The following is a 26514-nucleotide window of genomic DNA, read 5'->3' on the forward strand; positions in this document are numbered from 1 at the left end:
GGCCGGCGGGGCGATCCCGCCTTCCCGTCAACGGACGGCGGTTGCGCCGTGTCCCCGGTTGCCCCCGCGAATCGACACGGGTGAGCGGGCACGGCCGCGGGCCGTGTGGCCGCGCTCGCCCTCTCGGGCGCCGCCCCGAGACGTCGTCAGCCTGGCGTGGCGGCGAGTTCGTCGATCGCCGTGGCGACGTCCTCCGCGTCGGCGCCGCGCTTCACCAGCGCGCCCAGGCGCTGGGCCTGCTTCGTCGTGGGAAGGCCCGGAGCGACCGCTGCGCTCATGGGCCGGTCCCGGCAGACGGCCGACGCTCGGCCCGGGTGTTCTTCCGAGACTTGGCGGCGGCCTGCCCGGGCACGGCGGTCGACTCCGCCGCGGCTCCCGCCGTCCCCGCCAGCGGCAGCGTCAGCACGAAACGGGCGCCTACCGGAGAGTCCTCGATTCGCAACGTGCCGTTGTGGGCGTGAGCGATGTCGCGGGAGATGGCGAGGCCGAGACCACTGCCGCCGGAATCCAGGCGATGCCCCTCGTCCAGGCGAACGAAAAGTTCGAAGACGCGCTCGCGATCCGCCGGGGGGACGCCCGCCCCGTCGTCGGTGACCGCCACGACAGCCTGGTCGCCGACGGAGTCGACCGTCACCGTGACAACGCTGACCGCATGCCGTTGCGCGTTGCTCAGGAGGTTGCCGATCACGCGGGCCAGCCGGATCCGGGAGCCGTAGACGCGCACGTCGCCGGCCGCCAGAACGTGCACCGGCACCCCGGGGGCCAGCGCCGACGCCTCCTCCGCCGCCAGCGCGCCGAGCTCTACCAACTCCGGCGCCGCCGCGGCGGTGCCGTGCAGCCGGGTCATCAGCAGCAGGTCGTCGACGATCGCCTCAAGCCGGCCGGTGGCCCGCAAGGCTCCCTGGATGGTGTCGCGCGGGTCGACGTCGTCGGGATAGAGGAGAGCCTCCTCCAAATGCGCCCGCAGACCGGCGATCGGCGTCCTGAGCTCATGGGATGTGGTGGAAGCGAACTGGCGTTCCCGCTCGACCGAGCGCAGGGTCCGCCCCATCGCCCACCACGTCATCCGGGCGACCGAGATCAGGATCAGGATGCCGCCCACAGCTATGGCGTACTCCAGATTGTGCGTGGCCAGGAGGGACGGCTGGGCCGTGCCGGCGTACACGACCGGCGAGTCCGCGGCCGGGGTGACCCGATTGGCCATGAGCATGATGCACCGGCCCTGCGCGGAACACTCCGTGCGCTTCTGGAGGCGATCGTCCGCCGGAGGGCGCAGCGTGCTGAGCGGCCGCATGCCCGCAGCTTGCATGCTCGAGTTGACGACTTCGCCGCGGGCGTTCACGAACTGGACGAGGGTGATGTCGGTGGTGGTGGGGATCGGGCGCGGCACGGCGCCGTTGCGCGCCGCCGCGCTCCATCGCGCGGCGACCTGCTCGGCCGAGAAGAAGACTTCGCTCTGGACTCTGTAGCGGATCGCCAGGTCGAGGCCGACGCCTCCCACGACCAGAGCGAGCAGCAGGAGCCCTGCCGCGGCGATCGTGGAGCGGGCTTTTATGGAATGCGGGTTCACATCCGGTTACCCCTCCCTGGTTCCGGCGATGGTCATCGTCGCGGGACGATCAGTTCTGCTCGTACCAGCGCCGGATCACCTCGCCCGCCTGGGGCGCACGCCGGTTCGCCGCGGCCTGCACGTCGGCCAGGGTCTGCGCGGCCAGCACCCGCCGCCACGCCATCTCGGCCTTGCGCATCGCGGTCGAGACCGCGCACGGAACGCGGAACTGCTCCTCCGGCCGCCCCGCGCCGGCCCCGCGCCGTCGGATCTCCGTGCACTGGAACGCCTCGGCAGGCCCTTCGATCGCCGTCACGACGTCCATGACCGAGATCTCCTCCAGGGGCCGCGCCAGCCGGAACCCGCCCCTCGCCCCCGGAGTGGACGTCATGATCCCGGCCTTGGCCAGTGCCTGAAGCTGCTTGTTGAGATACGCGGGCGGCAGCTCGAACCCTGCGGCGAGCTTCGCCGTCGAGACCGGCACCTCGTTGCCGAGCCATGCCAGCGTCAGGCAACAGTGCATCGCCCACTCGACGCCTTCGCTCATCCGCATACCTGGATACTACACATCCAGGTTTTTGATCGGCATACATTTTGCCTGGTCAGAAGTGGTGCAGCCATCATCTGTGGGTATTGGGCGCGCGCTGCGCGGGACCCATCAGACCGCGCGAGCGGGCCCGTGCGGGGGTGTCGCGGCCACCGGGCGTGGCCGGAAGTCCCGGCTCCGCAGAAGGCGCAGCGCTTGGGAGGCGGCGCGAGGAACCCGGCGATGAGAGCGGCTCGGAAGCGTGGTCACGAGCGACCGGGCCGCCCCCACCACCACGAAAATCACCGGTGAGCCAGATCGCCGGCGGCTCCGGACAGCCCCAAAGCTGTACGGAGATCACCAGTAGCCGAGCGAGGAGACATCGCACCGGCTCCGGCCCACCTCGGCGCCGCACGAAAATCACCAGTAGCCGGGCCACGAGACATCACACCGGCTCCGGCCGGCCCCTAGGAGCAGGGGTGCGAATGCCTGTCGTCCTACCGGGTGACGGGCTTCAGCACCAGCGCGGCGGTGTCACCGGCCACCTGGGCGAGGCGCAGCGCGACGTCGCCGATGCGGCCCGGCCTGCTCGTGGTGATCGTCACCGCTCCCCTGACCCTGCAGTCGTCGTTGTTGCAGGTCCGGCTGATCGTGGTGTCCAGACCGTCGACGACCGTCGAGGTGCCGGTGAACGAGAGCCTGACGGCGTTTCCCCGCAGGCCCACGACGGTGATCTGGTCCACGCCCAGGCTCGGGTCGATCGTAATGCGGTCCTCCGCATGCACCCGCACCTCGCAGTCGCCGTCCCGGCACCCGGCGAGGTCGCCCGGCGTCGCCGACGGGCTGGGCTCCGACGACGGCGCGGGCGTAGCGGACGTGCTTGGAGAGAGCGGAGCGAACGCGACGGGCCGATGCATCGCCACCGCGGCGTACGACCGCGCCGGAGATTCGCCGCCACCGGCGAGGAGAGCGGTCACCGACCCGGCGGTGAGCACGAGGCCGGCGTAGGAAGTGAAAACGAAAGTCGTCGAACGCATTGTTTCCCCGATTTGCCACAGACGGATTCGCCCGGCGGGGGCCGCTCGAACGAGCCACCCCCATGACATATGGACGTTCATCCACACGCCGACGAATGCCTTCCCTGCATCAGACCAGGTCAATCGCATCCGGCGCCGCATCCGCCGATTTCACCTGCCGGCCATGATTTCGCCGGAATAAGAACGCCAGAAACGCGGTCAGTTTTTCACGCTTCGCCCATCAATGGCCACATCGCGCGATTCACCAGATTCGCCGACCTGGAATCTCGGCCGCATGGCCGGGCACCGGGTGACGCCACCTCGCCGCCGGGCTCGGCGGTGACACGCTGAACCTCGCGGCTCGCCCGGGCCTGCCGGCCCGGGCGGTCACGGCACGGCGGCGCTCGGTTGTCCGATCGCCAGCGCCGGGCCGGCGATCACAAGCTGGACCCCGCCTCGCCCAGGCCCGCCTGGCCCAGGCGAGCACGGCGCGGTCGTGCCTCCCTGCCGGCGCTCGGTTGCCCAATCACCAGCGCGGCCCGGCGTGCCCGGGGCGGGGCACCGGGCAGGGGATCGCGTGGCCGCTGGGCCGTTACTTGACGCCGGCCTCGCGCATGTCGCGGACCTCCCGCTTGAGCTCCTTGATCTCGTCGCGCAGCCGGGCCGCCACCTCGAACTGCAGGTCGGCGGCGGCGTTGTGCATCTGCTCGGTCAGCGACTCGATCAGCGACTCCAGCTGGGCGCGTGGCATCTCCCCCGCGATCGCCTTCGCGTGCTGGCCCGCGCCGCGGGAGGCGAGACCCGGCACCGGCGCCTTGCCGCGCGACTGCTGCCGCCCCGCGCCGCCGAGAAGCTGCGCGGTGTCGGCGTCCTCGCGGACGAGGCTGTCCAGGATGTCGGCGATCTTCTTGCGCAGCGGCTGCGGGTCGATGCCGTGCGCCTCGTTGTAGGCGATCTGCTTGGCCCGGCGCCGGTTGGTCTCCTCGATCGCCCGCTCCATGCTGGGCGTGATCTTGTCGGCGTACATGTGGACCTGGCCGGACACGTTGCGCGCCGCGCGGCCGATCGTCTGGATGAGCGAGGTCTCCGAGCGGAGGAAGCCCTCCTTGTCGGCGTCGAGGATCGACACCAGCGACACCTCGGGCAGGTCGAGGCCCTCACGCAGCAGGTTGATGCCGACCAGCACGTCGAACTCGCCCATGCGCAGCTCGCGCAGCAGCTCGATGCGGCGCAGCGTGTCGACCTCGCTGTGCAGGTAGCGGACGCGGATGCCGTTGTCGAGCAGGTAGTCGGTGAGGTCTTCGGCCATCTTCTTGGTCAGCGTGGTGACCAGGACCCGCTCGTCCCGCTCCGCCCGGGCCCGGATCTCCTCCATGAGGTCGTCGATCTGGCCCTTGGTGGGCTTGATGATCACCTCGGGGTCGACCAGGCCGGTGGGGCGGATCACCTGCTCCACCACCTCGCCCTTGCTCCGGCCCAGCTCGTACGGCCCCGGCGTGGCGGACAGGTAGACGGTCTGGCCGATACGCTCCAGGAACTCCTCCCACTTGAGCGGGCGGTTGTCCATGGCGGACGGCAGGCGGAACCCGTGGTCGACCAGCGTCCGCTTGCGCGAGGCGTCGCCCTCGTACATCGCGCCGATCTGGGGGACGGTCTGGTGCGACTCGTCCAGGACGAGCAGGAAGTCGTCGGGGAAGAAGTCGAGCAGCGTGTGCGGCGGGCTTCCGGCCTCACGGCCGTCGATGTGCCGCGAGTAGTTCTCGATCCCGGCGCAGGTGCCGACCTGGCGCATCATCTCGATGTCGTAGGTGGTGCGCATGCGCAGCCGCTGGGCCTCCAGCAGCTTGCCCTGCCGCTCCAGGTCGGCGAGCCGCTCGGCCAGCTCCGCCTCGATGCCGGCGATGGCCCGCTCCATCCGCTCGGGACCGGCCACGTAGTGGGAGGCGGGGAAGATGTGCAGCTCGTCGTCCTCACCGACGACCTCGCCGGTGAGCGGGTGCAGCGTCGCCAGCTTCTCGATCTCGTCGCCGAACATCTCGATGCGGACGGCCAGCTCCTGGTAGACCGGGATGACCTCGACCGTGTCGCCGCGCACCCGGAAGGTGCCCCGGGTGAAGGCCAGGTCGTTGCGCGTGTACTGCATGTCGACCAGCCGCCGCAGCAGCTGGTCGCGCTCGATCTGCTGGCCGACCTTGAGCCCGACCATCCGGTCGACGTACTCCTGCGGCGTGCCCAGGCCGTAGATGCAGGAGACGGAGGCGACCACCACCACGTCGCGGCGCGACACCAGCGACCAGGTCGCCGAGTGGCGCAGCCGCTCGACCTCCTCGTTGATCGAGGAGTCCTTCTCGATGTAGGTGTCGCTCTGCGGGACGTACGCCTCGGGCTGGTAGTAGTCGTAGTAGGACACGAAGTATTCGACCGCGTTGTTCGGCAGCATCTCGCGCAGCTCGTTGGCGAACTGGGCGGCGAGCGTCTTGTTGGGCTGCATGACCAGCGTCGGGCGTTGCACCCGCTCGATCAGCCACGCCACCGTGGCGGTCTTGCCGGTGCCGGTCGCACCGAGCAGGACCGTGTCCTTCTCCCCAGCCCTGACCCGGCGCTCCAGCTCCGCGATCGCCGTGGGCTGGTCGCCGGACGGCGTCATGTCGGTGACGACCTGGAAGGGCGCGACCTTCCGATTCAGGTCCATCATGGATGTCATCGCCGTTCAGCTCCTCACTCGCCCCGTCCACCGGCGCGGGCGGCCGCACAGGGGCATTCACGCTCGCTCCGGTTCACCTCCATAACCTACGCGCGCCGACCGACAATTCCGGTCCTGATGCCGGCTCCGCCCCTCGCCTCCGCGCCGCCGCGCCCGGGCAGGCCGACCCTTTGCCGGACCATGACCCTGTCGTTACGATTCGAGTCGGGGGCCGACACTGACGGGATGGCGGGGCTGACCTATGGCGGGGTTACGGAGTGCCGTCGGCCGGTCACTCGCATGGGCGGCCAAGAACGTCGACGGGGCCATCGCACTCGTGCTGGCCGTCGTGGTGGGCGTGCTCGGCGTGCTGCCCGACGAGATGATCCCCCTCAACGTGAGGACTCAACTCGTCAGCGGCACCACCCTGGTCGTCCTGGCCCTCGTCGCGACCGCACTGCTGCGCGACCGGGTCCGGCAGGAGCCCGTCGAGGAGGCCATGCACGCGACCTCCGGCGTCCTCGCGCGGCTGCCCGAGCGCCTCGACCGCCTCGACGAGCTGGAGGACCTGGTCGCGGGCACCCGCAGGGCCCTGCAGGACATGTCGGTCATCCGCGTCCTGGTCAGTCAGCACGAGATCGCGCAGGCGCACGCGGACGCCCGCCGGGGCACCGACCGCTGGACGTTCAAGGGCGGCACCGGCACCTACATGCGGGCGGTCACGCTGCCCGAGTGCGTGGCCGCCGCGCGGCGCGAGAAGCGGCACCTCACGGTGCGTCTGGAGATCATCGACCCGACGGACGAGGCGGTGTGCGAGAGCTACGCGCACTACCGTAGGTCGCTGTCGGACCGTCCGGACGGCACCGGTGAGGTGTGGACGACCGACCGGGCCAGGAAGGAGTCGTACGCGAGCGTCCTGGCCGCGTTCTGGTATCGCCAGCGGTACGGCCTGCTCGACATCGCGGTGGGGCTCTCGCCGGTCATGACGACCTTCCGCTGGGACATGTCGGGCCGCGCCCTGATCATGACGTCCGAGGACCCCAACCGGGCCATCATCGCCTTCAGCGGCTCGTTCTTCTACGAGAGCTGCGGCACCGAGCTGCGCACGAGCTTCGAACAGGCCCGCCGCGTGGCGATCGACCGCTACCGGTCGGTGCCGCTGAGCGACGAGCCGACCGTCGAGGAGGTCCGCAGGCTGTTCGAACGCGTCGATCTCCCCCTGCCCAAGTCGTTCATCGACCGCGACGTGGTCGAGGTCACCCGCAAGGCCCTGCGCGCCAAGGATCCGTACGCGCCATGAGATATGGGGACGTGTTCGACGTGCTCGCCGGCGGGAGCGCCCGCGAGTGGGCCCTCGGCGTGCTCGGCGAGATCGCGGAGGGCGGCTCGGGGGTGCGGGGGGTGCGGCATCCGCTGGGATTCCTCTGCCTGCCGCTGGTCCGCGAGGGAGAGCTCGGGGCGTGCGTGCACGTGTGGACCGCGGCCGCCCGGCGCGCCCGCAGCACCACCTCACAGGTCCACTGCCACAGCTGGGACCTGACCAGCTATGTCCTGTACGGCCAGGTGCGCAACGTCCACGCCGTGGTGACCGACACCACCCGTTCCCCCACCCACCGCGTCTTCGAGGTCGTCAGCACCTCGTCGGGCGACGTCATCCGCCCCACCCCGAGGACCGTGGCGTACGCCCCGGGACGTGCCGAGCTGTTCGGCGCCGGGGACACCTACCCGCTCGTCGCGGGCGCCTTCCACAGCAGTGTCATCCCCGAGGACGGCGAGGCCGCCACCGTGGCGCTCGGCCGTGGCCGTCCGGGGCTGAACGACCTGTCGCTCGGGCCGCTCGCCACGCCGCTCCACCACGTCAGTCGGGAACGCCTCGACGACGCGGAGACCGCACGTGCCGCCGAGCTGGCCAGGAGGAGCCTGTGGACCTCGAACACGCCAGGCGGGTAGCCGTCGAGGCGGCCCTGGCCGCCGGATCAGTGCTGCGCGAGAGCGCGCCGGGGGCGGTCGCCGTCCACGACAAGGGCGGGTCGGGCGACGTCGTGACCGACCTCGACGTCGCCGCCGAGAAGCTGATCCTCGACCGCATCCGGGCGGAGTTCCCCTCCCATCGGATCGTGGCCGAGGAGTCGGGCGTCCACGGCGGTGATCGCCCGCAGGGCGGATGGACCTGGCTGGTCGATCCGCTCGACGGCACGAACAACGTGGCGATCGGCCTTCCCGCGTACGTCGTGGGCCTGGCGTTGTGCGCGGACGGCCGCCCGGTGCTCGGGGTGGTCCACGAGCCGCTCTCCGGCCGCACCTGGTCGGCGGTCAGCGGCGCGGGGGCCCGTGGGCCGGCGGGGCCGCTGACCGGGCCGCCGCGGCGCGACCTCCGGCACGGGCCGGTGCTCGCCTGGACGCAGGGCCACGGGGTCTCCCGGCTGGATCCGGCGGCGCGGTCGCTGAAGATGACGATGGACGCCCGCGCCCGGCGGGTGCTCCAGCTCTGGGCGCCGCTGCTGTGCTGGGCCATGCTCGCGCGAGGCGACATCGACGGCATGATCGGCTACCGCGCGGAAGGACTCGACCTGCCCGCCGGGGCCCTGATCGCGCGGGAGGCCGGTCTGGAGATCGTGGGGCTCGACGGCGGACCTTTCGAGGCGTCCGCGGAGGGCCCGGCCGAGGACCGCAGCTTCGTGGCCGCGCCGCCCGGCCTCGTCGGAGACCTGCTCGACCTGGTCGCCGAGGCCCGCCGCCTGGCCCCCGCCCTGCCGCCGCTCTGACCACCCTGCTCTGACCGCCGTGCTCTGACCGCCGTGCTCTGGCCCGCCACCGCCGTGCTCTGACCCGCCATCGCCCCGCATGGACCCGCAGCAGGCCCGGGAAAGCCGTCGAGGCTCTTCAGTCGTCGAGACCGCGCGCGGCGAGCGCCTCCCCCAGCGCGTCGGCGTGCCGCAGGGCGCCCACCACCAGCGGTACGGCGAAGGCGCGTGGGCTGCGCTCGACCCCTCTGGCGCGCTGGGCCTCCCGCACCCGGGTGACCAGATCCGCGATCACGGGCACGCTCCGCAGCGTGAGCGACAGCAGCAGCGACAGGCGGAACGGATCGAGGCCGACGAGCCTGGCGGGGGCGAGGCAGCGCTCCAGGGCGGCCATGACTGCGCCGGTGCGCGTCGTGAGCGTGACCAGCCCGGCCAGGGCGATGGCGAGCACGACGCGGAGCGTCGAGGACGCCGCGGTGGGCAGGTCGGCGAACACGAGCTGCACGCCGAACAGGGCCACGGCGAACCAGCGGACGGGCCGCACCTGCGCCCAGGCCGCGGCGGGCCCGACCCCGGAGACGACGTACAGGAGCACGACGACGGCCGCGGCCCCCGCGAGCGCCGCGGGCCCGCGCAGCAGCAGGAGCGCCGTGCAGGACACGGCGAGCCCGGCGAGCTTGGCCCCGGCGGGCAGCCGGTGCAGGAGCGAATCGCCGTGGACGTAGGCGCCGGTGAGCCCCCTCACGCCATCATCTTCCGGTAGTGACCGATCGCGGCGGCGGGCTCGGCGTCGGCGACGATCCGCCCCTCGTCGATCACGAGCACGCGGTCGAAGTCCTCCAGCAGCGGAAGATCGTGGGTCACCACGACCACCTGCTGCGGAAGCGTCCGCAGCAGCGCGGCGACCTGCCTGGAGTGGCGCAGGTCGAGCAGCGTGGTCGGCTCGTCCATGACCAGGATCTCCGGTTCGAGCACCAGCACCGAGCAGAGGGCCAGCAGCTGCTTCTGGCCGCCGGACAGGTGATGCGCGGGGTGGTCGGCGTGCTCCCCCAGGCCGTACCTCTCCAGGATCTCCCGCACCCGGCGCTCGACCTCCTCGCGCGTCAGGCCCTTGCGGCGCAGCGAGAAGGCCACGTCCTCGGCCACCGTGGGCATCACGATCTGGGCGTCCGGGTCGGTGAACAGGAACCCCACGCCGCGCCTGATGCGGGCCGCGTGACGGCGGGTGTCGAGCCCGGACACCGTGACCGTGCCCGAGGTCGGCAGGACCAGACCGTTGACGAGGCGGGCGAGCGTGCTCTTGCCCGAGCCGTTCGCCCCGACCACGCCCACACGGCGCTCGGTCAGCGAGGCCGTGACACCGCGCAGCACCTCGCGCTGCCCCAGGCGCACATGGACGTCCTCCAGCCGGATCACTCACACCACCTCGAACAGGGCGGCGATGCCGAGACCGCCGCCGACCGCGACCGCCGCGAGACCCAGGGTCCCCGGCGGCGCTCCCACAAGCCTGCTGAACAACCGGGTCACCACCACCGCTCCGCTCGCGCCCCAGGGGTGACCGAGGGCGAGCGCGCCGCCGTCGGCGCACACCCGCTCGGAGTCGGACCCCAGGGGATCGAGGCCGAGCGCGTCGGTGACCGCGAGCACCTGCGCCGCGAACGCCTCCACGACCTCCACCGCCGCCACCCTCTCCAGGTCCGTTCCGGTCCGCCGCAGCACTCGCCGTACGGCGGGCACGGGGCCCCACCCGGGCAGCTCGGGGTCGCAGCCGGCGACGGCGCCCGCCAGCAGCCGCAGGCCGGGCAGTCCGGCCGCGGCGCGCAGCCGCTCGGGCACGACCGCGACGGCCGCGGCGCCGTCGCTCACCGGGGAGGAGTTGCCGGCCGTCACCGTGCCCCCCGGCACGAACGCGGCGGGCAGCCGGGCCAGCGACTCCGGCCGCAGCACGCGCGGGCGCTGGTCGTCCGCGCGCCCGCCGATCGGGACGATCTCGCGGGCGAAGCGCCCGGCCTCCCGCGCGGCCAGCGCCCGCGCGTGGCTCCGGCAGGCGTACGCGTCCTGGCGTTCCCTGGTGACGCCGCGCGCGGCGGCGAGCGCCTCGGCGGCCGGGCCCATGTCCGGGTCGGGGTGCCCCCCCGGGGCGAACGGCGCCCGCTCGTACGGCACGCCCGGCTCGCCCTCCCGCCGGTGAACCCGCAGCGGCGCGGTGGAGGCGCTCTCGACGCCCCCGGCGACGACCAGGTCCGCGTCGCCGCAGCGCACCGCCTGGGCGGCCAGCAGGATCGCGGCGAGGCCGCTGCCGCACTGCCGGTCGACGGTGACGCCGGGCACCTCGTGCCCCATCCCGGCGGCCAGCGCGCAGACGCGGGCGAGGTTGCCTCCGGGTCCGGTGCAGTTGCCCAGCACCACGTCGTCCACGGGGACGCCGAGGTGCGCCACGTCGCGGGCGACCGTCTCGATGACGGGCGCGGCGAGCCGCTCTGCCGTCAGGCCCCGGAACGCGTGCCCGGCGGTGCCGATGGGGGTGCGGCGGGCCGCCACGACGGCCGCGTGCTCGTCCATGTCACTCGTCCACGTCAGGTGAGCCGCCTCAGGCCGGGGGCGCCGCCGGCCGCCAGACGGGTGGCGAGGAGGCCGCGGGCCGGCTTGCCCGCGGGAGTCCGGGGCAGGGACGCGGCGGCATACCAGCGCCGGGGCCGCTGCGCCGGGTCGAGCTCGGCCCGCGCCGCCGCCTCCAGTGCGTCCCTCGCCACGTCGTCGCCCTCGACGACCGCGGTGACCACGGCGCCCAAGTAAAGGTGCGGCGTGCCGACCACGACCACGTCGTCCACTCCCGGCACCTTCCTCAGCACCTCCTCGACGTCCTCCGGCACCACCGTGGCGCCGCCGGTCTGGATCGCGCCGTCGCCCCGCCCGCGCAGCCGCAGGATCTCACCGGGCCGGTGCGGCTCCGCGAGGTCGCCGACGGTCATCCAGCCGCCGTCGTCACTCCGCAGAGGGCCGGTCGCACCGGCCAGGTAACCCTCGCAGAGCCACGGGGAGCGCACCCACACCTCGCCCAGAGCCTGTCCGGGCGGCACCCTGACGTCGATCTCCACGCCGGGGAACGGCCGCAGCCCGGAGCCGTCGGCGTCCACGGCGACGAACGACAGCTCGGTCGCGCCGTAATAGGACACCACACGCACTCCGGCCTCCACCGCCCGGGTCCTGGCGGCGGCGTCGAGGGCGGCCCCTCCGACCACGGCGGTACGCAGCGGGCCTCCGGCCGCCTCCAGGGCGTCCAGTACGGCAGGCAGGCGATGGGGCACCACGTGGACCGCGGTGGCCCTCCGCATCTGCTCAGCCAGCCCGCCGGGCGCCCATCGGCCGGGCACCACGGCCGTCGCTCCCGCGGCCAGCGTGTGCACGGCGGCGAAGCCGTACAGGGAGGAGACCAGCGGGCCGGGGATCAGCACGACGTCGTCCGGGCCGATCCCGATCAGCGCGTCCAGGTGGGCGAACGACACGGTCCACGAGGCCCGGCCGCGCACCACGGCGCGGGGCCTGCCGGTGCTGCCGGAGCTGAAGCAGGCCCAGGTGAGGTCGTCCGGCGCGGGGCGGTGCTCCACGGGCGGGCCGTCCACCTCCGGCAGGGGGTCGTCGAAGCGGGCGGCGACCGGCACCGCGGCCATGACCTGCGCCCGCCGTTCCTCGCTCCAGGCGGGGTCGCACAGCAGCGGCGTGGCTCCCACCAGGTCGGCGGCGAGCACGGCGACGAGCAGGGCCACCGGGTCGGCCTGGGCGACCGCGACGAGCGCGCCGCGCCCGACACCCTGGCCGGCCAGGGCGCGGGCGGCACGACCGGCCCGGGCGGCGAGCTCGGCGTAGCCGAGGTCGCCGCCCGGGCCGGACACCGCGATCCGGCCGGGGGTGGTGGAGGCGTGCCGCAGGACCTGGGCGGCTACCGGCACGGGCGCGTCACCGCCCGCCCGCCCGCAGCCGCTCGCGGTGCACCGCGGGAACCGCGTCGGGGTAGGCCCGCTGGGTGCCCCGCGCCACGATCGACGCGAGCACCGCCTTGGCCACGTCGCCGGGCAGGAAGACGGCGCTGAGCAGCGCCGTCTTGCCCAGGGACAGCCCGGTGACCAGGGCCTGCACGGGGATGCCGAACAGGTAGACCACGCCGACGCCGCCGGCCAGGCAGGCGGCCACCAGCCGCACCGTGGACGGCGTGCGCCCGCCGCGTTCGACGATCCAACCGGTCACGGCCGCGCCGGGAAGCCAGCCGATCAGGAAGCCGGCCGAAGGCCCGGTGAAGACGCCGAGCCCGCCGCGTCCGCCGGCCAGCAGGGGCAGCCCCGCGGCGACCAGCACGAGCAGGACCACGATGGCGAGGGCGGACCGCCACGTGCCGAGGATCGCCCCGGCGAGCATGACGCCGAGCGTCTGCAACGTGATCGGCACCGCGTCGCCGAAGATGTTCAGCGCGCCCGGCATGCCGAGCACGGCGATCAGCGCGGCGAAGACGCTGACCCTGGCGATGTCGGCCGTGGGGAAGCGCCGCCCACGCGGACTCTGTTCATCTGTCACGGATCGATCCCATACCAAGACCCTCCGTGCGGCGAATGAGGATTCCGACAACTTTTCGCCGTGTCGTTCTCAGCACCCTCCATAGCCGCCGGCCACCCGCGCCCGGAGCGCCGGGGCGGCCGTGTCACGGTTCACCGGAAGGCGTCGACGTTGCCGCGGGCCCACTCGGCGAACGAGCGGGGCGCCCGGCCCAGCACATGCTCGACGTCCGGGCTGAGCCGGAGTTCGGCCGCGTTGGGCTCGCCGAGCACGGCCAGCGAGGTCTCCACGGCCGGCTCCGGTATGAACGTGGACATCAGCGCGTGCGCCTCCGCCCGCGTCAGCTCCTCGAAACGCACGGGCTCCCCGAGGGCCGCGCCGATCGCCTCCGCCTGCTGCCGGGGTGTGACGGCCGCCGGCCCGTTCAACGTGTAGACATGGCCCACGTGTTCGTCCCCGCGCAGGGCCACGGCCGCGACCTCCGCGATGTCCGCCGGGTCGATCACGGGGATCCCGACGTCGCCGAACGGCGCGGCGACCGTCCGCTCGGCCCGTACCGACTCCGCCCAGGCGTAGGCGTTGGACGCGAAGACGCCGGGCCGCAGGATCGTCCAGGCCAGGCCCGACTCGCGCACCGCCTCCTCGGCCGCCCGCATGACACCGCCGTGCGACTGCGACTCCGGCCTGGTCACCACGCCTTGCGAGGAGAGCAGCACCACCCGCCGGACTCCGGCGGCCCCGGCCACGTCCAGGATGGCTCGCGGGTCGAGCCCGACGCCGCCCGTGCCGCCGTCGTGCAGGAACAGAGCCTCGGCACCGTCGAAGGCGGGCCGCAGGGTCTCCGGTGCGGCCAGGTCGGCCCGGACGTGCCTGGTCCCTCCCGGCAGGTTCACCGGGGCCGTCCCCCTCGACACCGCCGTCAGCCTCTCCCCTGCCTCCGCCAAGGCCCGCACCAGCGTACGACCGACGTTCCCGGTCGCACCCGTCACCACGATCATGTCGACTCCTGCGTCTTTCTCTGCGGTTTCTCGCGATGACGGCGACGCTAACACCGTCGGTATAGTAGGTACCTAGAGGAAAGTGACTACCTCAGAGGGTATGAGCCATGCCGATCGAGATGAACCGGCCCGCGGCCGATGCCACCGCCGACCCCGAACTGGCCTGCCCGATCTCCCCGGTCGTCGACATCGTGTTCAGCCGGTGGACCTCGCCCATCCTCTGGTCGCTCCAGGCCTTCGGCCGCCAGCGGTTCGTCGAGCTGGAGCGGCGGATAGAGAACATCACCCCCAAGGTGCTCACCCAGCGCCTGCGCCAGCTGGAACGCGACGGCCTGGTCGTCCGCACCTACCATCCCGAGGTGCCGCCGCGCGTGGAATACGAGATCAGCGAGCTCGGCCGCACCCTCTCGCCCCTGTTCTCCCAGATCGCCGAGTGGGGCGCGGCCAACCTCGAGCGCGTCGAACGGGCACGGCGACAGTACGACGACGCGAGGGCCTGATCCGCCGGGACCCGCCCCAGTGACGCCTCAGGCGGTGAGGATCAGGACGGTCACCGTGGCGGCGAGGCCGGTCAGGGCGAGGCCGGCACCGGTGGCGACGAACTTGGCCAGCGGCACCCGTACGTCTCCGCGACGGCACCACTCGAACCACAGCAGCGTCGCGAGCGAGCCCCAGGGCGTGATCACCGGGCCCAGGTTGGTGCCTGCGAGCAGCGACAGCAGCTGCGTGTGGTTGGCCGCGGGGATCACCTGCTCGCCCGCGACGTACGCCGGGAGGTTGTTGAGCACGTTGGACAGCGCCGCTCCGGCGGCGGCCGCGCGGTAGGCGCCGTCCCCGTCGCCGCCCAGGCCGACGAGCGCGCGCATCACGTCGGCCAGGCCGAGGCGGCTGAGCGTCGGGACCACGAGGAAGAGCCCGGTGACGAAGACCAGCAGCCGCCAGGGGATCAGGCCCCACACGAGCTTGGCCCGGTCGCGCCAGGCGAAGGCGGCGACCACCGCGACCGCCGCGACGAGGGCCGCCACGCCGATCTCCACGCCCGCGAGGATCGCGGTGATGAAGAGCAGGCATGCCACCCCCGCGACGCCGAACAGCACCCGGTCGGCCACCGGCACCGGGGGCGGCGCCACGTAACGGTCCTCGCCCCGCTCGCCGCGCCGCCAGTAGAACGCCCAAAGGAACGCCATCGTCACCACGATCGACGCCGCCTGGGGCGCCCACATGCGCGCGGCGAACTCCTGCGTGGTCAGCGCCACCCGGTTCATCGCGAGCAGGTTGGTGAGGTTGGAGACCGGCAGCAGCAGGCTCGCGGTGTTGGCCAGCCAGACCGTGGTCATCACGAGCGGCAGCGGCGCGATCTTCGCGCGCGGCGCCAGGGCCAGCATGACCGGCGTCAGCAGTACGGCCGTCGTGTCCAGGTTCAAGACGATCGTGACCAGCGAGGCGAAGGCCGTGCAGAGAAAGAAGAGAGCGGCGTAGCTCCCCCGGCCGACGATCGCGAGGCGGGTCGCGATGACGTCGAAGACCTGCGCCTCCTTGGTCAGCTCGGCCAGCACGATCACCGCGCCGAGGAACAGCAGAAGCGGGGCGATGCGTTCGACGCTGGCCCTCGCCTCCTCCGCGGGCAGCAGGCCGGTGGCCACGAAGACCAGGCCCGCGGCGAGCAGCCCGAACCTGATCCAGTCGAGAACACTCAATCGCCGCAGCCCGGTCGCCACGCGCACACCTTATATCGGCGGCCCGAGGATGATCGAACCCCCTCCAAACCGTCGGGGGCAGCGGGGATACTGGGCTCCATGACGCACACGGGGCGGGGGGACGCGCGGACCGAGATCTTCGTCAGTTACTCTCCCGCCGACGAGCGGTGGGCGACGTGGATCGCCTGGCAGCTCGAAGCCGCCGGTTACCGCACGATGCTGCAGGCGTGGGACTTCGTCCCGGGCACCAACTTCATCGACTTCATGGACCGCGGGGTCAGCGAGGCCGACCTGGTCGTCGCCGTGCTCACCCGCAACTACCTGGGTTCCCGGTACGGCAGGCTCGAATGGCAGGCGGCCCTGCGCGCCGATCCGGACAACCCGTCCAACAAGCTCGTGACGGTGCGGCTGGAGGACGTCTCGCTCGACGGCCTGCTGTCCACGATCACCTGGGTCGACCTGCTCGGCGTGACCGACCCCGGCGAGGCGCGGCGGCTGCTGCTGACCCGGATCAGGCAGGCGCTGGCCGGCCGGGCCAAGCCGGCCGAACCGCCCCGGTTCCCCGGGGGGCCGGGCGCGCGCGCCCTCCATCCGCCCGCCGAGCCCGAGCCCCCCGCCGTACGGGTGCCCCGGCCCCGGCGCGCCCCGGCGGCCGAGCCCGCGTTCCCCACGGCCGAGCGCGCGGGCGGCGCCTCCTCGGTGACCGTGCTGCACGTCGCCGGGCCCCGGTTCGGACGCGGCCTGGCCGAGGCCGACGAGCCGCTCGACGCGGGCGAGCTGCAGGCGAGCGTGTGGGCCGACCTGACCCGCCTCGCCGACGCCGGGATGCCCCGACCCGACCTGCTGATGGTCACCGGCGACCTCACCGAGTCGGGCAGCATCCGCGAGTGCGAGCAGGCCCTCGCGTTCCTCACCGGGCTGCGCGTGCTGCTGGGGCTCGAACCCGGGCGGCTGGTGGTCGTCCCCGGGCCGCGCGACGTCACCAAGGCGGCCTGCCGGGCCTACTTCGCGACCTGCGAGGCCGACGACGTGCGCCCGCAGCCGCCCTACTGGCCCAAGTGGCGGCACTTCTCCACGCTATTCGGCGAGCTCTACCAGGGCCTCGACGGCCCGGCCTTCGACAGCGCCCAGCCGTGGACGCTGTTCGAACTGCCCGAGCTGCGCACGGTCGTCGCCGGGATCAACTCCACGATCGCGATGAGCCACCGCGAAGAGGACGACTACGGTTTCGTCGGCGAGGCCCAGGCGGCGTGGTTCGCCGAGCGGCTGCGGCCGTTCGAGGGCTGGCTGCGGATCGGCGCCGTCGCCCATCCCCCGCGCCCCGGGCTGCGCGACGCGGCCACCCTGGAACGGCTGCTCGGCTCCCGGCTCGACCTGCTCGTGCACGGGCGCGACGCCCGGCGCGGCGGGCCGGATGAGGTCTGGGAGCTGGAGGGGCTGCCGTGCGTGCCCGCGCTCGCCCCCGGCCGTCACCAGATCCTCCAGATCACGCCGCAGGGGCTGCGCCGGTGGACCAGGGACCGGCCGGAGCTGGGCGACGCCGAGGCCCTGCCGTACGGCTGGCGCGGCTGGCGGCCGCAGACCCCCGCCGCGGCGGCCCCGGAGCCGCCGGCACAGGAGCCGGAGGAGCCCGCCGGACCGGCCGACCTGCTGCTCGACCGGATCGCCGAGGTCTGCGAGACCCGATTCGAACGCGCCAAGATCCGCCGCGTCGCGGGGGACCCGCCGCGCCTGCTCGTCACCCACCCCGAGGACGGGTTCGTCCGCCAGGTCCTGATCGGCGCGCACGCCGGGGAGCTGAGCCAGGACCGGGTCGAGGCGTTCCTCGGTCACGTCCACGCGGCGGGGCTGGAGCACTCAGCCGAGCTGGTCTACCAGGGGCCGCAGCCGTCGCGGGCCTTACGCGACGACGCGATGCGGCGCGGCCTGCGGCTGCGCAGCTTCACCGAGTTTCAGGGCCTGCTCGACCTGTCGTCCTACGTGGCCGGGCAGACGGCCAGGCTGCGCGGCGACCGCCGTTATCCGCCCGAGCTGTACGTGCCGCAGCGGTTCAGGGAGCTCGACCGCACCGGCGGCGAGGTGCGCGACGACCTGACCGACGAGCTGATGAACCTGCTCGCGGCCGACCACGGGCGGTTCGTGCTCGTGCTCGGCGACTTCGGCCGGGGCAAGACGTTCTCCTTGCACGAGGTGGCCAGACGCATCCCCGGTGAGCTGCCGCACCTCACGCCGATCCTCATCGAGCTGCGTGCCCTCGACAAGGCGCACTCGGTCGCCGGGCTGGTCGCGGCGCACCTCGCCAACCACGGCGAGGAGCTGATCGACCTCAAGGCATTCCACTACATGCTGCGCCAGGGCCGCATCGTGCTGCTGTTCGACGGCTTCGACGAGCTGGTCACCCGGGTGACGTACGAACGGGCCGCCGACCACCTCGACACCCTGCTGCGCGCGGCGGAGGACAAGGCGAAGATCGTCGTGGCCGGGCGCACCCAGCACTTCAAATCCCGCAGCCAGGTGATGACCGCCCTCGGGGAGAAGGTCGGCCTGCTGCCCAACCGGCGGGTGCTCAGCATCGAGGAGTTCACCGAGGAACAGATCCGCGCCTACCTGTTCAACCGGTACGGCTCGCAGCAGGCGGCCGACGAGCGCATGGCCCTGCTCACCGGCATCGGCGACCTGCTCGGCCTCGCGCACAACCCCCGCATGCTCAGCTTCATCGCCGACCTGCCCGCGGAACGGCTGCGCGCCGTCGCCCAGGCCGGGGAGGCGATCAGCGCCGCCGGTCTCTACCAGGAGATCCTCGACACGTGGCTGGCCTTCGAGGAGGAGCGCGTGGGCGGCGTCGCCGGGGCCCCCGGCGGGCTGACCCGCGAGGAGCTGTGGCGGGCCGCGACCACGCTCGCGCTGCGGCTGTGGGAGACCGGCGAGACCTACCTGCGCCCGGCGGAGCTGGCCGAGGTCGCCGACACGCTCACCGATCTGGCCGCCGACCCGCAGGGCCGCGCGCCGTACGGACCGCAGGCGGCCCCGGCCGGCACGGACGGCGGCGCGGCCTCTGCGGGGCAGGGGATCTCGCGGCTGACGCCCGAGCAGGCCGCGCACGCCGTCGGAGCCGGCAGCCTGCTGGTCCGTACGGACGAGGGGTTGTTCGGCTTCATCCACGCCTCGGTCGTGGAGTGGCTGGTGGCCCGGCACCTGGCGGAGTCGCTCGACGGCGGCCACGCGCCGGGGCTCGGCCTGCGGCCGTTGTCGGCGCTCGCCGTCGACTTCCTGTGCGACCTGGCCGACGCCTCGCGGCTGCAGACCTGGGCCGCCCGCACGCTCGCCTCCCCCGGCGCCGGCGACGTCGCGCGGGCCAACGCCATCAAGGTGACCACCCGGCTGCGCACCTCGGCCGCCACCGACCTGCGCGGGGCCCGGCTCAGCGGCGAAGACCTGTCCTACCGCGAGCTGCAGGGCGTCGACCTCACCGGCGCCGACCTGACCGACACCCGGCTCGTCGGGGCCGACCTGTCCCACGCCGTGCTCAGGGACGCCCGGCTCGCGGGGGCGCGCCTGGACGAGGCCGTGCTGGTGGGCGCCGACCTGCGCGGCGCCGACCTCACCCGGGCCCGGTTCGCCCGCGCCGACCTGCGGGACGTCGCCGTCGAAGGCAGCCGCTGGGACCGTGCCGCGCTCATCGACGTCACCGGCGTCCCCAGGGGAGCGCCCGAGCTGCGCGGCGCGGCCGTGGCGCCCGCCGTCCCCGGCACGGACGGCGGCACGGGCGGCGGCACGGGCGGCGGCCCGGACGGTGGCAGGGTCGGCGCCGAGCTGGCCCCCGCCGTCGTCGGCGTGCCGTACGGCTATCACTTCAACAGCAGCCGCCTGCCCGAACCGGTCGCCTATGACCCGGGCGGGGGCGTGGTCGCCCTGGGCGGAGAGGACGGCGGCGTCCTCGTCTGCGACAGCGTCACCGGGTCCGCCCTGCGCACGCTGCAGGGCCACCGGGGCCGCGTCTACAAGGTCGCCTACGGCGAGGCCGGGCTGGTGACCGGCGCGAGCGACGGCACCGTCCGGGTGTGGGACCCGGCCACGGGCGAGCCGGCGCACGTCCTGCGCGGCCATCCCGAGGGCGTGTGGCCCGTGGTCACCTCGGGCGACCTGATCGCGGCGGGCGGCGCGGACGGGATCATGCGGGTCTGGGCGTCCGGCGAGCTCGTGTGGGAGCTGCCGGGCCACACCGCCCCGATCTACACCGCCGTGTTCCTGCCGGGACTGCTGGTGACCGGCGACAGCGCGGGGGCGATCCGCGTGTGGGACCTCGCCACCGGGCGGGTGCGCCACCACCTGCACGGCCACAGCGGAGCCGTCTATCGCCTGGCCCTCAGCCCCGACGGCACCCGCCTGGCCGCCGGTGACGGCCAGGGCGTGCTGCGCGTCTGGGACCCCCGCACCGGCGCCGCGACGCACGAGCTGACCGGTCACCCCGGCCGGATCTACTCCCTCGCCTTCCACCCCCAAGGCCGGCTGCTCGCCTCCGGCGACACGGAGGGAGCCGTACGGCTGTGGGACCCGGCCACGGGCGAGGCCGCCGGCAGCCTGCCCGGGCACCGTGGCGCCGTCTACCAGGTCCTGTTCGACCCCACCGGCGAGCTGCTTGCGACCGGCGACAGCGACGGGGTCGTACGGATCTGGGACCACCGCACCGGCCAGGTGCGGGCCGAGCTGACCGGGCACCGGGGCTCGGTGTGGCCGTTCGCGTTCCGCCCCGACGGCCGGCAGCTCGCGACCTCCAGCAACGACGGCACCGCCCGCCTGTGGGACCCGCGCACCGGGCAGTGCGTCCAGACGCTGCGCGGCCACGGCCGCCGCATCACCTCGGTGCGCTTCTCCACCGACGGCGGCATGCTCGCCGCGTGCGGCAACGACGGTTACGTACGGCTGTGGGACCCGGTCACGGGCCGCCGCCTGCGTTCGCTCACCGGGACGGCCGACCGGCTGGTGTCGGCCGTCTTCAGCCCGGCCGGTCCGCTGCTGGCGACCGCGAGCAACGACGGCGGCGTCTACCTGTGGAACCCGGTGGCGGGCACGTACGAGCGGGAGCTCAACGTGGAGACCGACCACGTGTGGGCCGAGGCGTTCAGCCCCGACGGGCAGCTGCTGGCCACCGCGAACGACGACGACAGCGTGCGGCTGTGGTATCGCCCCTCCGGACGGCAGGTCGCCAACCTCGCCGGGCACCGGGGCAGGGTCAGGTCGATCGGCTTCAGCCCCGACGGCAGGCTCGTGGCCACGGGCTGCGACGACCGCAACGTGCGGCTGTGGGACGCGCCGACCGGCCAGTGGGCGGCGACGCTGAGCGGCCACGACGACCGGGTGTACGCGGTGGCCTTCTCTCCCTCGGGCGACCTGCTGGCGAGCGCGAGCAACGACGGCACCGCCCGGCTGTGGGACGTCGCCTCGGGCGAGTGCCTGCACGTGCTCGCCGGCGGCGGGCGGCTGTGGACGGCCGCCTTCAGCCCATCGGGCGATCTGCTGGCCACCGCCGGGGACGACCTCGGCGTCCACCTGTGGGACCCGGCCTCCGGCGCGCGCGTCGGCACCCTCTCCGGTCACGGCCGCCGGATCTGGTCGGTGGCGTTCCATCCCTCCGGGGACCTGCTCGCCAGCGCCGGCGACGACGGCGTGGTGCTCCTGTGGGACGTCCCCCGGCGCGAACGCCGCGCCACCCTGCTCGGCCTGCCCGAGGGATGGGCCGCGTTCTCGCCCGGCGGGCTGTACAAGCTGGAGGGCGACGTGACGGGCCAGTTCTGGTACGTGATCGGCATGTGCCGGTTCGAGCCCGGTGAGCTTGACGAATACCTGCCCGAGGTCAGGCGGCTGGCCCTCGACGAGCCGTTCTGACGGCCTCAGGCGGGGGGCTCGGCGCTCGCGGGCGGTGCGCAGCCCGGACACGCGGCGGGCTCAGCGCTCGGCGGCGTTGGGCGGCCCGGGCACATCGCTCGCGGGCGCTGCACAGCCCGGGCAGGGCACGGGAGGGCTCAGCGCTCGTGGGCCGTCCGCAGGCCGGACACGACCATGTGGATCAGCAGGGCGTGGCTCTCGTCGAGATCCTCGGCGAGCTGGAAGGCGCCCGCCGCCTCCAGGACGGCGAAGCCGTGCATCGCGGCGCGCAGGCAGCGCACCGCGTGGATCGCGGCCGAGCCCTCGAGCCCGTACGCCCGCAGCGCGGCGACCATGATGCCGACCAGCCGGTTTCCCGTCTCGGCCGTCTCGGGCCGGGGCGCCTGGATCAGCGCGGAGTAGCGGTGCGGATGCCGGCCGGCATAGGCGCGCCACCCGTCCATCAGGGCGCGCAGCGCCTCGTCTCCCGACCGGCCGAGCACCGCCTCGCTCGCGACCTCCGTCAGCTCGCCCATCACCCTCCCGGACACCAGGACGCGCAGCTCGGCGAGGTTGCGTACGTGCTTGTAGAGGGAGGGCGTGGCGACGCCCGCCCGCCCGGCGACCGCGGACAGGGTGAGCGCCTCGGGGCCCTCCTCGTCCACGACGCGCAGCGCGATGTCGACGACGGCGTCCGGGGACAGGGCGGCCCTAGCCACGGACGCGCTCCTTGAGGAACGCGAGCATCGCGGCGGCGACCTCGTCGGGGTGCTGCGCGTGCGGGTAGTGCCCGGCGCCCTCGATCATCACCACCTCGCCGAGACCCTGCGGCATCCCGGCGACGACGCCGTCCGCCTCCGCCCGGGGGTCTGCCCAGTCGGGGTCGCGGGTGCCCATGACGACCAGGGCGGGGCAGCGGATGTCGCCGAGGTGGGCGCCGGCGTCCGTGGGGGCGGACGCGCCCATCGCGCTCACGACGGCCATCCGGCCCGGCCTGCGCAGGTCGCTCTCCAGGGCGGCCAGGTAGTCCGCCCAGTCGGCGGGCTTGACGCCCGGGTAGGCGTGGTCGAGGTAGCTCTTCCACAGCCCGATGCTGCGGAAGAGCGCCACGCCCATGAGCCGCGTCATGCCCTTGCGGTAGTGACCGTTGCTCAGCAGCCCGCCCAGGTCGGGCTTCTGCGGCCGGGTGAAGGGGCCGACCTCCACGAGCGCGTCGACCAGCTCGGGCCGCTGCGCGGCCGCGATGGTGGCCGCTCCCCCGGCGAACGAGTGCCCGACGACGACGGCCGGCCCGCCCAGGTGCTCGATCAGGGCGACGATGTCGTTCGCGGTGTCGGTGCGGGTGTAGGAGTCCCAGCCGAGGCTCGACTCGCCGTGCCCGCGCAGGTCCATGGTCGCCACGCGATATCCGGCGGTGGTCAGCGCCGAGGCGAGGAAACGGTACGCGCGACGGCTGTCCCCCATGCCGGGGACCATCACGACCAGCGGGCCCCCGCCGGTCACGTCGTACGCGATCTCACCCTCGCCGATCTTCAGGAACTCGGTCATTTTCGCCCTCCAGGCTCATCATTATAGCCCAAAGGCTAATGGCATTAGCCGCTACCGTCAAGACGGGCCGTCCCCGCCGCGAGGAGCGGCCACTGACGCGCCGTTCCCGCCGCCGCTAAGGTTGTGGAGGTGAGCCCGAGGCCCGTGCGCGCGATGGACGCCGACGAGAAGATCGACCGGCAGGCGCGGATCCTCGAGGCGGCACTCCGGCTGCTGTCCCTGCAGGGCATCTCGGGGGTCAGCATGCGCGCCGTCGCGCGCGAGGCCGGGGTCTCCCTGGGGCTGGTGAACTACCACTACGAGGACAAGACGAGCCTCATTCGGGCGGCCCTGCGCCGCATCGAGGAGCAGGACATCGCACTGGTCGAGCCGGACCCTGCCCTGGAACCGGAAGAGCGGCTGCGAGCCGCGCTGAAGCGGGTGGCCGATCCGGAGTTCCTGACGACCGAGTATCTGTCCCTGCGGCTGCAGCTCTGGGCGCTCGCCCAGGCCCACGAGGACTTCGAACGCATCAACACCGAGGCCCAGAAGCGCTACCGCGCCGGACTGGCCGCGCTGATCCACGCGGCCCGCCCCGAGTTGCCGGCCGACGAGTGCGGCAGGCGTGCCGCCGACATCGACGTCATCCAGAACGGCCTGTGGCTCACCGCCCTGCTGGGGCTCGATCACGCCTCGATCAGCAGGAACGTCGCCCGCTGCGAGGAGATCGCGCTCGCCGGCACACCGGCGGCACAGCGGCAGGACTGAACGAACGTCCAGGAATATATTGAACGATCGTTCAGACGCTCGTATGCTCCGGCCATGGCTTCAGTCACGATCGACGACGTACGCCGCGTCGGCACCGGATATCACGAGGACCCCGCACGATCGATGTCGCTGCGGGCCGAGACGTACACCGACCCGCGATGGCTCGACGTCGACCTCCGGGCGATCTTCGCCCGCACCTGGCAGTGGATCTGCCATGTGGAGAAGCTCGCGTCCCCCGGCAGCTACGTGTCGGCCACCGTGGCCGGCATGCCGATCGCGGTCGTGCGCGATCGCGACGGAGCGCTGCGCGCGTTCTACAACGTCTGCAAGCACCGCGCCCACGAGCTGCTCACGGGGTCCGGCACCACGCGCAACATCGTCTGCCCGTACCACGCGTGGACGTACGCCCTGGACGGCCGGCTGAAGGCGGCCCGCCGCGCCGACGCGATGGAGACCTTCGACAAGAACGAGATCTGCCTCGACCAGGTGCGGGTCGAGGAGTTCGGCGGATTCGTCTACGTGAACCTGGACGCGGACGCCGTCCCCCTGGCCGAGCAGGCCGGAGATCTGGCGGCCGACATCGCCAAATGGGCCCCCGACGTGGCCGAGCTGACCTTCGCGAAGCGGCTGACGTACGACATCGCGTCCAACTGGAAGAACGTCATCGACAACTTCCTGGAGTGCTACCACTGCCACATCGCCCACAAGGAGTTCGTCGACCTCGTCGACATGGACACCTACGAGGTGAAGACCCGCGGCATCTGGTCGAGCCACTTCGCCGAGGCCGGCACGCACGACAACGCCGCGTACGACGTCGCGGGCGCGTCGGTCACGCAGCACGCGGTGTGGTGGCTGTGGCCCAACACCTGCCTGCTGCGCTACCCCGGCCGCGGCAACTTCATGGTCCTGCAGGTCATCCCGGCCGGTCCCGGCCGCACCCTGGAGACCTGGGACTTCTACTTCGAGACGGCCGAGCTCCTGGACGCCGAGGTGGAGGCGGTGCGCTACATCGACGAGGTGCTGCAGCAGCAGGACATCACGATCGTGGAGAGCGTGCAGCGGGGCATGAACACCCCGGCCTTCGACCAGGGCCGCATCGTGTGCGACCCGTCCGGCTCGGGGTTGTCCGAGCACGGCGTGCACCACTTCCACGGCCTTGTCCTCGACGCCTACCGGTCCTGGGTGGAAGGCGCCGCCGCCGGACGCCCGTGAGCGCTCCGGGCTCGACGGCTTTACGTTGTAGATTCGCTCCGCCCGGACGCCGGTGCGGCCTCCGGGCGGAGCGGCCCGGGCGATGGGAGTGCTCACTCACCGGCGGCTCCCGGAGACCGGGTCCGCCTGATACCCGGCCAGTTCCCGGCCGGGACGGTCGTCTCCAGGCCGGCCAGGCAGGGCTCGGCCAGGCGGCGCCGCCGCGCCGAGGTGATCCGGCCCTCGGGGGCGCGCCGACGGCAGACCGACCCGGTGGCTCCTGTCAGGCGTTGTGGGCGACCCGGCCGCTCAGGTCCTGCCAGACCTTGTCGACCTGAGCCTCCAGGTCGTCCAGCGACCCCTCGTTGCGGATGACGATGTCGGCGATCTTCAGCCGGTCCTCCCGGGATGCCTGGGCGGCGATCCGGGCGCGGGCGTCCTCCTCCCGCATGCCGCGGAACCGCTGCAGACGCTCCAGCCGCACGTCGTCCGGAGTGTCCACCACGATCACCACGTCGTACAGCGGGGCGAGGTTGTTCTCGGCCAGCAGCGGCACGTCATAGACGACGACCGCGTCGTCCGGGGCCTCCCGCTGGAGCCGCTCGCTGCGCTCGCCCACCTTGGGGTGGACGATGCCGTTGAGGATCTTCAGCTTCTCGGCGTCGGCGAAGACGATCGCGCCGAGCCGTTCCCGGTCGAGGCTGCCGTCGGGACGGAGCACGTCCTCGCCGAACGCCTCGACGATCTCCGCGAGCCCGGGGGTGCCCGGCTCGACGACCTCTCTGGCGATCTTGTCCGCGTCGACGACGACCGCGCCGCGGGCCGCGAGCAGCCGCGCCACCTCGCTCTTGCCCGAACCTATGCCGCCGGTGAGCCCAACTTTCAGCACGTGCCGCAGCCTATCGGGCCGGCTGATGCCGGGGCTCCCGGCGCAGGTGGACCAGGGTCAGGTGGTCCTGCACCCGCTCGCGCTGGGTCTCCCGATAGCCGAGGCGGCGGTAGAGCCGCAGGTTGCCGCCCGACAGATGGCCCGTGAACAGGTCGAAGGCCGTCGCCGTGGGCACGGCCTCGTGCATCGCGGCCAGCAGCGCGCTGCCGATCCCCTGCCCCTGCCGGTCGGGCGCGACCACGAGCCGGCCCACGAGGCAGGTCGAGCCGGACATCTGGCCCCGGACCGCGCCGACCAGCCGCCCGCCGTCCATCGCCTTGAGCACGACCGCCGTCTCGATCACCGTACGCACCTGGTCGAGCGACTCGACGAGCGGCGCGATGAACGGGTCGCCGTAGAGCTGCGCCTCGGTGACGTACGCCGCCCGCTGCAGGGTGAGGATCTCCCCCGCGTCCACGGGCAGGGCCCTCGTGATCTCCACCACGAGGGCCACCCTATCGGCACGCCCCGCTC

The 26514-nt window shown here is 73.2% G+C and carries 23 protein-coding genes; 7 read left to right on the top strand and 16 right to left on the bottom strand.

The genetic code is table 11. The features are described 5' to 3' along the window. Positions 1-146: 146 nt before the first annotated feature. The 5 genes from FLV34_RS42115 to uvrB all read right to left on the bottom strand — a co-directional run bounded on the left by FLV34_RS42115 (position 147) and on the right by uvrB (position 5795). Positions 147-278 (bottom strand): hypothetical protein, encoded by a 132-nt coding sequence (locus FLV34_RS42115; RefSeq protein WP_260617029.1) that lies wholly within the window; start codon positions 276-278, stop codon positions 147-149. Beyond that, the gene (locus FLV34_RS00815; RefSeq protein ID WP_142645126.1) at positions 275-1570 is read right to left on the bottom strand and encodes a cell wall metabolism sensor histidine kinase WalK; all 1296 of its coding nucleotides are present in this window, start codon (positions 1568-1570) and stop codon (positions 275-277) included. Before FLV34_RS00815 ends, FLV34_RS42115 begins: the two co-directional genes overlap by 4 nt. Before the next feature lie 49 nt (positions 1571-1619). Then, on the bottom strand, positions 1620-2102 hold the full coding sequence (locus FLV34_RS00820) for an Rrf2 family transcriptional regulator (RefSeq protein ID WP_147942148.1): 483 nt from the start codon (positions 2100-2102) through the stop codon (positions 1620-1622). 470 nt (positions 2103-2572) lie between these two features. Next, entirely contained in the window at positions 2573-3112 is a 540-nt protein-coding gene (locus FLV34_RS00825; protein WP_142645124.1) for a hypothetical protein, read from the bottom strand. A gap of 571 nt (positions 3113-3683) precedes the next feature. Then, on the bottom strand, positions 3684-5795 hold the full coding sequence (gene uvrB, locus FLV34_RS00830; protein ID WP_147942149.1) for an excinuclease ABC subunit UvrB: 2112 nt from the start codon (positions 5793-5795) through the stop codon (positions 3684-3686). Positions 5796-6036: 241 nt separating this feature from the next. Here uvrB and FLV34_RS00835 point away from each other — a divergent pair, with 241 nt between their 5' ends. From FLV34_RS00835 to FLV34_RS00845, 3 genes are read left to right on the top strand one after another with little or no spacing between them, the layout of a single operon-like run. Further along, complete coding sequence (locus FLV34_RS00835; RefSeq protein ID WP_142645122.1) at positions 6037-7074, top strand: hypothetical protein; 1038 nt, start codon at positions 6037-6039, stop codon at positions 7072-7074. Further along, positions 7071-7724, top strand: coding sequence for a hypothetical protein (locus FLV34_RS00840; RefSeq protein ID WP_147942150.1), 654 nt, complete (start codon positions 7071-7073; stop codon positions 7722-7724). Before FLV34_RS00835 ends, FLV34_RS00840 begins: the two co-directional genes overlap by 4 nt. After that, on the top strand, positions 7697-8539 hold the full coding sequence (locus tag FLV34_RS00845) for an inositol monophosphatase (protein ID WP_147942151.1): 843 nt from the start codon (positions 7697-7699) through the stop codon (positions 8537-8539). The genes FLV34_RS00840 and FLV34_RS00845 overlap by 28 nt, the downstream gene beginning before the upstream one ends. A gap of 118 nt (positions 8540-8657) precedes the next feature. On the opposite strand, the gene FLV34_RS00850 is transcribed toward FLV34_RS00845, so the two are convergent. From FLV34_RS00850 to FLV34_RS00875, 6 genes are all read right to left on the bottom strand, one after another. Next, positions 8658-9263 (bottom strand): energy-coupling factor transporter transmembrane protein EcfT, encoded by a 606-nt coding sequence (locus FLV34_RS00850; RefSeq protein WP_142645119.1) that lies wholly within the window; start codon positions 9261-9263, stop codon positions 8658-8660. Beyond that, a complete protein-coding gene (locus FLV34_RS00855) occupies positions 9260-9934 on the bottom strand; it encodes an energy-coupling factor ABC transporter ATP-binding protein (RefSeq protein ID WP_142645118.1) in 675 nt (224 codons plus the stop codon). The genes FLV34_RS00850 and FLV34_RS00855 overlap by 4 nt, the downstream gene beginning before the upstream one ends. Next, on the bottom strand, positions 9935-11080 hold the full coding sequence (locus FLV34_RS00860; protein WP_147942152.1) for a thiolase family protein: 1146 nt from the start codon (positions 11078-11080) through the stop codon (positions 9935-9937). A 14-nt stretch (positions 11081-11094) separates the two neighbouring features. Next, entirely contained in the window at positions 11095-12468 is a 1374-nt protein-coding gene (locus FLV34_RS00865) for an AMP-binding protein (RefSeq protein ID WP_147942153.1), read from the bottom strand. 7 nt (positions 12469-12475) lie between these two features. Further along, entirely contained in the window at positions 12476-13087 is a 612-nt protein-coding gene (locus FLV34_RS00870; RefSeq protein ID WP_222709378.1) for a biotin transporter BioY, read from the bottom strand. Positions 13088-13218: 131 nt separating this feature from the next. Then, complete coding sequence (locus FLV34_RS00875) at positions 13219-14064, bottom strand: NAD(P)H-binding protein (RefSeq protein ID WP_147942155.1); 846 nt, start codon at positions 14062-14064, stop codon at positions 13219-13221. Between the two features lie 107 nt (positions 14065-14171). On the opposite strand from FLV34_RS00875, the gene FLV34_RS00880 reads away from it, so the two are divergent. Continuing rightward, positions 14172-14564 (top strand): helix-turn-helix domain-containing protein, encoded by a 393-nt coding sequence (locus FLV34_RS00880; protein ID WP_240970792.1) that lies wholly within the window; start codon positions 14172-14174, stop codon positions 14562-14564. A gap of 27 nt (positions 14565-14591) precedes the next feature. Here the strand turns inward: FLV34_RS00880 and FLV34_RS00885 are convergent, their stop codons facing one another. Next, positions 14592-15782 carry an SLC13 family permease gene (locus FLV34_RS00885; protein WP_142645113.1) on the bottom strand — a complete coding sequence of 397 codons (1191 nt, stop codon included), beginning with the start codon at positions 15780-15782 and terminating at the stop codon, positions 14592-14594. Positions 15783-15860: 78 nt separating this feature from the next. Between FLV34_RS00885 and FLV34_RS00890 the strand changes: the two genes are divergently transcribed. Next, positions 15861-21647, top strand: coding sequence for a TIR domain-containing protein (locus FLV34_RS00890; RefSeq protein WP_147942156.1), 5787 nt, complete (start codon positions 15861-15863; stop codon positions 21645-21647). 137 nt (positions 21648-21784) lie between these two features. Here the strand turns inward: FLV34_RS00890 and FLV34_RS00895 are convergent, their stop codons facing one another. Together FLV34_RS00895 and FLV34_RS00900 are read right to left on the bottom strand one after the other, a co-directional pair. Further along, the gene (locus FLV34_RS00895; protein ID WP_147942157.1) at positions 21785-22345 is read right to left on the bottom strand and encodes a TetR/AcrR family transcriptional regulator; all 561 of its coding nucleotides are present in this window, start codon (positions 22343-22345) and stop codon (positions 21785-21787) included. Further along, positions 22338-23174: an alpha/beta fold hydrolase gene (locus tag FLV34_RS00900; protein ID WP_142645110.1), complete on the bottom strand. Its 837-nt coding sequence runs from the start codon at positions 23172-23174 to the stop codon at positions 22338-22340. The genes FLV34_RS00895 and FLV34_RS00900 overlap by 8 nt, the downstream gene beginning before the upstream one ends. 129 nt (positions 23175-23303) lie before the next feature. Here FLV34_RS00900 and FLV34_RS00905 point away from each other — a divergent pair, with 129 nt between their 5' ends. Next, entirely contained in the window at positions 23304-23921 is a 618-nt protein-coding gene (locus tag FLV34_RS00905) for a TetR/AcrR family transcriptional regulator (protein ID WP_260617027.1), read from the top strand. A gap of 54 nt (positions 23922-23975) precedes the next feature. Beyond that, positions 23976-25133, top strand: coding sequence for an SRPBCC family protein (locus FLV34_RS00910; RefSeq protein ID WP_222709379.1), 1158 nt, complete (start codon positions 23976-23978; stop codon positions 25131-25133). Between the two features lie 262 nt (positions 25134-25395). Here the strand turns inward: FLV34_RS00910 and coaE are convergent, their stop codons facing one another. Together coaE and FLV34_RS00920 are read right to left on the bottom strand one after the other, a co-directional pair. Next, positions 25396-26001 carry a dephospho-CoA kinase gene (gene coaE / locus FLV34_RS00915; protein ID WP_142645109.1) on the bottom strand — a complete coding sequence of 202 codons (606 nt, stop codon included), beginning with the start codon at positions 25999-26001 and terminating at the stop codon, positions 25396-25398. A gap of 10 nt (positions 26002-26011) precedes the next feature. Further along, positions 26012-26485, bottom strand: a complete 474-nt coding sequence (locus FLV34_RS00920; protein WP_142645108.1) for a GNAT family N-acetyltransferase — start codon at positions 26483-26485, stop codon at positions 26012-26014. Between the last annotated feature and the right edge of the window lie 29 nt (positions 26486-26514).

The organism is Microbispora sp. CSR-4 (assembly GCF_008033685.1).
Classification (GTDB): domain Bacteria; phylum Actinomycetota; class Actinomycetes; order Streptosporangiales; family Streptosporangiaceae; genus Microbispora.